General features: G+C 76.1%; 6 protein-coding genes. 3 read left to right on the forward strand and 3 right to left on the reverse strand.

Going from position 1 to position 5,313, the window contains the following annotated elements:
• Positions 1–432: NDP-sugar synthase (locus VFW24_06125; GenBank protein ID HEX5266332.1), on the forward strand; the 432-nt coding region annotated here is incomplete at its 5' end.
• The gene (locus VFW24_06130) at positions 429–1,382 is read left to right on the forward strand and encodes an NAD-dependent epimerase/dehydratase family protein (GenBank protein HEX5266333.1); all 954 of its coding nucleotides are present in this window, start codon (positions 429–431) and stop codon (positions 1,380–1,382) included. The genes VFW24_06125 and VFW24_06130, both read left to right, overlap by 4 nt.
• On the opposite strand, the gene VFW24_06135 is transcribed toward VFW24_06130, so the two are convergent.
• From VFW24_06135 to cofD, 3 genes are read right to left on the reverse strand one after another with little or no spacing between them, the layout of a single operon-like run.
• Positions 1,369–3,003 (reverse strand): hypothetical protein, encoded by a 1,635-nt coding sequence (locus VFW24_06135; protein ID HEX5266334.1) that lies wholly within the window; start codon positions 3,001–3,003, stop codon positions 1,369–1,371. The genes VFW24_06130 and VFW24_06135 overlap by 14 nt on opposite strands.
• Positions 2,979–3,671 (reverse strand): coenzyme F420-0:L-glutamate ligase, encoded by a 693-nt coding sequence (gene cofE, locus VFW24_06140; GenBank protein HEX5266335.1) that lies wholly within the window; start codon positions 3,669–3,671, stop codon positions 2,979–2,981. Before cofE ends, VFW24_06135 begins: the two co-directional genes overlap by 25 nt.
• Positions 3,672–4,601, reverse strand: coding sequence for a 2-phospho-L-lactate transferase (cofD, locus tag VFW24_06145; GenBank protein HEX5266336.1), 930 nt, complete (start codon positions 4,599–4,601; stop codon positions 3,672–3,674).
• A 75-nt stretch (positions 4,602–4,676) separates the two neighbouring features.
• Between cofD and VFW24_06150 the strand changes: the two genes are divergently transcribed.
• A partial coding sequence (locus tag VFW24_06150) for a glycosyltransferase (GenBank protein ID HEX5266337.1) occupies positions 4,677–5,313 on the forward strand: 637 nt, incomplete at its 3' end.

The raw sequence follows: 5,313 nt of genomic DNA on the forward strand, positions 1-5,313 counted from the left end.
GGGGCCCGGATCTCCATCGAGCGCGAGACGTTCCCGGCGCTGGTGGGGGAGGGCCGGCTCTTTGCCCTGGCGTCGGACGCCTACTGGCTCGACACCGGTACGCCGGCCCAGTACCTGAAGGCCAACCTCGACCTGGTCGAAGGGGCGGCCCTCATCGGGCCCGGCGCCGAGGTGGCGGCCACAGCGCGGGTGTGCCATTCCGTCGTGGGGGCGGGAGCCAGGGTCGAGGACGGCGCCGAGGTCCGCGACTCGGTCGTGCTGCCGGGGGCGGTCGTCGGGGCCGGGGCGGTGGTGGACGGATCGATCGTCGGGAGGGGCGCCCGCATCGGCGCCCGGGCCCGGCTGGGCCCGGTCACGGTCGTCGGGTGCGACGCCGAGGTGGCGGCGGGGCGGGTGCTGGCCGACGAGCGGGTCCCCGTCGAGGCGCCTTGAGGACGCTCGTCACCGGGGGAGCGGGGTTCATCGGCTCGACCCTCGTCGACCGCCTCCTGGCCGAGGGCCACCAGGTCGACGTGATCGACGACCTGTCCACCGGCTCGCTGGCCAACCTGGCCGCCGCCCGCCGCGCCGGGGACCGGACGTTCTCGTTCCACCAGGCCGACATCCGCTCCCCGGAGATCACCGAGCTGGTGGGCCGCCGCCGGCCCGAGGTCGTCTTCCACCTGGCGGCCCAGGCCGACGTCCGGGTCTCGGTGGCCCGGCCCGTCTTCGACGCCGAGGTCAACATCCTCGGGAGCATCAACATCCTCGAGGCGGCGCGCCAGGCGGGGGCGCGCAAGGTCGTGTTCGCGTCCAGCGGCGGCACCATCTACGGGGACCCCGACGTGTCCGCCCTGCCCGTAAAGGAGAGTCACCCCCGCCGGCCCCTGTCCCCGTACGGCGTGGCCAAGAACGCGGTGGGGGACTACCTGGCCGCCTACCGGGAGCTGCACGACCTCGAATTCACGATCCTGGCTCTGGCCAACGTGTACGGCCCCCGTCAGGACCCGCACGGGGAGGCCGGGGTGGTGGCGATCTTTGCCGGCAACCTCCTCGCCGGCCGGCCCTGCACCGTCTTCGGTGACGGCCGCCAGACCCGCGACTTCGTGTACGTGGACGACGTGGTGGACGCCTTCGCCCGGGCGGCGGAGAAGGCGGGAGGCCTGCTGCTGAACATCGGCACCGGGCAGGAGACGTCGGTGAACGACCTCTACGCCGAGATGGCGCGGGCGGCCGGGGTGGACCTGCCCGCCGTTCGCGCTCCGGCCCGGATCGGGGAGCTGTTCCGGAGCTGCCTCGACCCGGGCAAGGCCGCCATCCACCTGGCGTGGAAGCCGTGGACGTCACTGGCCGAGGGAGTCGGCGCCGTCACCGAGTGGTTCCGCGAGGTCAGGAAGAGCTGACGAACACGGCGGTCCGGCCCACGACCGCCACCTGCCGTCCGGGGGGCCGGGGCCCGCTCCCGGGCGTCCAGACCGACACCGTGGCAGCGGGATGGCCGGAGTAGGCGAGCTGGCTGCCGAACAGGAACAGCCAATTCGCCTGGGCCACCGGCCGGTAGCCGTGGTGGCCGAGGTCCACCAGCAGCCCGGCCGCCCACGGCCAGCGGTCCGGGGTGGCGACGGCCACCTCCACCGGGGGAGCGGCCCGGTCCGGCCCGGCGGGTGGCAGGGTCGGTAGCACCGCGGCGAACAGGGCGTCGGCCTGGGCGCCCCCTGCGGGGGGAGGGGGCCGGAGCACGGCCGCCAGCGCCACCAGGGCCACCGCCGCCAGCACCGCCGCTGCGCCCGCCCGGCGGCCCTCGACCACCCGGCGGCGCTCCCCGGACCGCTGTCCCCGCTCCCCGGTCAGGGCCAGGACCAGGCCGAGCACGATCACCGCCCCGGCACCGGAGAGCCACTCGGTGAGGTAGGCGTAGAGCGGCCCGGTGGCCCGGGTGGCCGACACCACCCCCACGACCACGGCCAGTCCGCCCGCCCCCCCCAGGGCGGCACCCAGGTGCCGGCCCCGGCGGGTGCCCACCGCGACCGCCACCGCCGCCAGCGCCAGGGCGCCGAGAAGGATCACGGCGGTGGCGGCCGGTCCGGGCGGACCCGCACCGAGGCGCCCTCGGAGCGGGGGCCACAGGGCCCCGGCGACGGACCGGGCGGCGGGCCCGAACGGGTGATGCGTCGCCAGGCCGGTACCGGGTCCCGGGCCCGAGCGGAAGAACCGGACCACCCGGCTCAGGTTCCCGGGCGACCCGGTCAGCTGTTGCACGAGAGCGGGCAGCCAGACGACGACGGCCAGCCCCGCCGCCACCCCGATCCCCAGCCCGACCTCCCGCCCGGTCCGGGCGGACCGGCTCCGGGCGAACCGGCCCCGCACGGCGGCGGACACCAGCGCCACCAGCCCGACCACGGCCACCACCAACCCGGTGCTCACGTCGGTCTGCACCAGGAAGCCGCCCGCCCCGACGGCCCCGGCCAGCATCCACCACCGGCCCACGGCCAGGCCGGCGCAGAACACGAGGAACAGCGCCGTGGGCACGATGATCGCCGCCGGGTTCCACACCTCGGCCACCGTCGCCGGCCCCAGGGCGGCCAGCTGGGCGACCACCACCACCGCCGCCCAGCGCCCCGCCGCCGCCCCTCCCAGCCGGGCCACCACGGCCACCGCGGCCAGCGCCGCCACGCCGGTCACCACGACCGTCGCCGCCGCCAGCCCCCGGCCCGTCCCCCCGAACAGCCGGTAGGGCCCGGCCAGCAGGTAGAACCACAGCGGGCCGGGATGACTCCACCCGAAGCGCGAGTACGGCCCCACCAGCTGGGAGAAGCGGCCGGCCCGGTCGGTCGCCAGCTGGATGGCCCCCTGGTCCCCCCACGGCCCGATCCGGTCCAACGCCGCCACCACCGCCAGCACCACGGTCGGGACGGCGACGGCGGCCAGGGCCAGAGGGTCGAGCCGCCACCGGCGCGGCGCCACGGGATCGGCGGGGGGGACGGCCGGCGGCGCCGTCGTCAGCGAAACAGGTCCTCCTGCCACGGCCGCACGATCTCGGTGGACACCGAGGCCTCGCGCAGCCACTCGGCGTCCACGCCGCGGATCACCGCGAAGGGCACCTCCCGCGACTTCCCCATCACCAGCTCCGCCGCCCCGGCCAGCTCGTCGGCCACGCACACCTCGGTCACCTGCAGCTCCCGCCCGTAGGTGTCCGAGGTCCCCCGCAGGTCGACGACGGCGGCCACACCCGCGCAGCCGATGGCGACGTCGGTGAGCCCCCGCCGCCACGTCCGCCCGAAGGTGTCGGACACGATCACCCCGACCGAGATCGCGAGCCGGGCGCGCAGCCCGTCGCGTATGCGCCGGGCCGACCGGTCGGGGTCCACGGGCAGCAGCGCCGCCCACCCCCGCTCGACGTTCGACAGGTCGACGCCGGAGTTGGCGCACACGAAGCCGTGGCGGGTCTCGGTCATCACCAGGTCGCCGCGCCGGCGCAGGACGCGGACGGCCTCCTCTTCCACCAGCGACTTGTGCGAGAGCGGATCGTCGGGGTCGACGGCGACCAGCCGGCCCTCGGCCTTGGAGACGACCTTCTGGGTGACGACCACGACGTCCCCCTCCGTCAGGTCGGCGTGGGCGGCGATCACGTCGGCCAGCACCTCCCCCGGGCCCACCGCCGGCACCCCTTCGACGGGGATGATCGTCAGCACTTACGCCAGCACCGACGCCAGCGTCGTCTCCGCCAGGTGGCGGGCCACGTCCGGCGAGGTCATGACCGACGCCGTCACCACGGCCCGCATCCCCTGGTCCTCCACTGCGCCCGCTAGGTCGGCGTCGGCCTCGTCGATCACCAGCACGGAGGCGAGCGGGGCGTAGATCCGGGCCACCCCGACCACCGACGCGTCGTGGCCCAGCTCGCGCATCAACCGGTCGGCGGGGCCCTTGAGGGCGGAGCCGGCGACGATCGGGGACACCGCCACCGTTCGGTCCCGCCGCGCCCGCACGGCGCCGGCGATGCCCGGCACGGCCAGGATCGGGCCGATCGACACGATCGGGTTGGACGGGCAGATCACGACGGCCTCCGCCGTCGCGAGGGTGTCGAGCACGCCCGGGCCCGGCGTGGCCGCCTCGGCACCGGAGAAGCGGACCGATTCGACCGTCACGTCGTGGCGCCGGGCCACGAAGTACTGCTGGAAGGAGAGCTCACCTTCGCCCTCGACGGTGAGGACGGTGCGCACCGGGTCCTCGCTCATCGGCAGCAGGCCCACCTCCACGCCCCACGCCGCGGCGATCTCGGCGGTGACCGACGCCAGGCCCGCACCCTCCGACAGGCGCTGGGTGCGGTAGAGGTGGGTGGCCAGGTCGAGGTCCCCGAGCCGGAACCAGGTCTGGCCCTCGTAGCGGTCGAGGGCGTCCATGGTGCGCCACGTCTCGCCGGTGAGGCCCCAGCCCGTCTCGGGGTTGACCGCCCCCGCCAGCGTGTAGGTCACGGTGTCGAGGTCGGGGCTGATGTGCAGGCCGTGCAGCTCGAGGTCGTCCCCGGTGTTCACGACGGCAGCGATGGCGCGGGCGGGCACGGCGCCGATGAGACCGGCGAGCATCCGGGCGGCCCCGACCCCGCCGGCCAGAGCGGCGATCACCGCGGCCCCGGGGCGGCAGTCACGCCGGTCAGGGTAAGGGATGGGCCGCGGGGCCGGTATGCAAGGCTCGGCCGCATGGCAGCGGAGCGCCATCGGGGCACGGCAGCCGAGCGCCATCAGGGCACGGCAGCGGAGCGCCTGCGGGTGGCCGTCGACGCCACGCCGCTGCTCGGCGTGCGCACCGGGGTGGGCGTGTTCTGCGAGTGGGCGCTTGCCTGCCTGGCGGGGAGGCCGGAGCTGGAGATGAGCGCCTTTGCCGTGAGCTGGCGCCGGCGGGGCGGGATCCGGCCCCACCTGCCCGAGGGGGTGCGGGTGGTCGATCGGGCCATGCCCGCCCGGCCCCTCCACCGGGCGTGGGGCGTGAGCCGGATGCCGCCGGTGGAGTGGTGGACCGGCCCCGAGGACGTGGTCCACGGCACCAACTTCGTGGTTCCCCCGACCCGCCGGGCGGCGCGGGTCGTGACCGTGCACGACCTCACGCCGGTCCGCTTCCCGGAGATGTGCGACGACTACACACGCACCTTCCCCCGCCTCGTCCGCCGGGCGCTGGCCGACGGGGCCTGGGTCCACACGCCCTCCCGGTTCGTGGCCGCCGAGGTCGTCGAGCTCCTCGGGGCGCGCCCCGAGCGGGTGGTGGCGGTGCACCACGGGATCCCCCTCGACCCGTGCGAGGGAACCGCCCCGGACGCCCTGCCCGGGCCGGCGCGCGGCG

The organism is Acidimicrobiales bacterium, from assembly GCA_036273495.1.
Classification (GTDB): Bacteria; Actinomycetota; Acidimicrobiia; order Acidimicrobiales; family JAJPHE01; genus DASSEU01.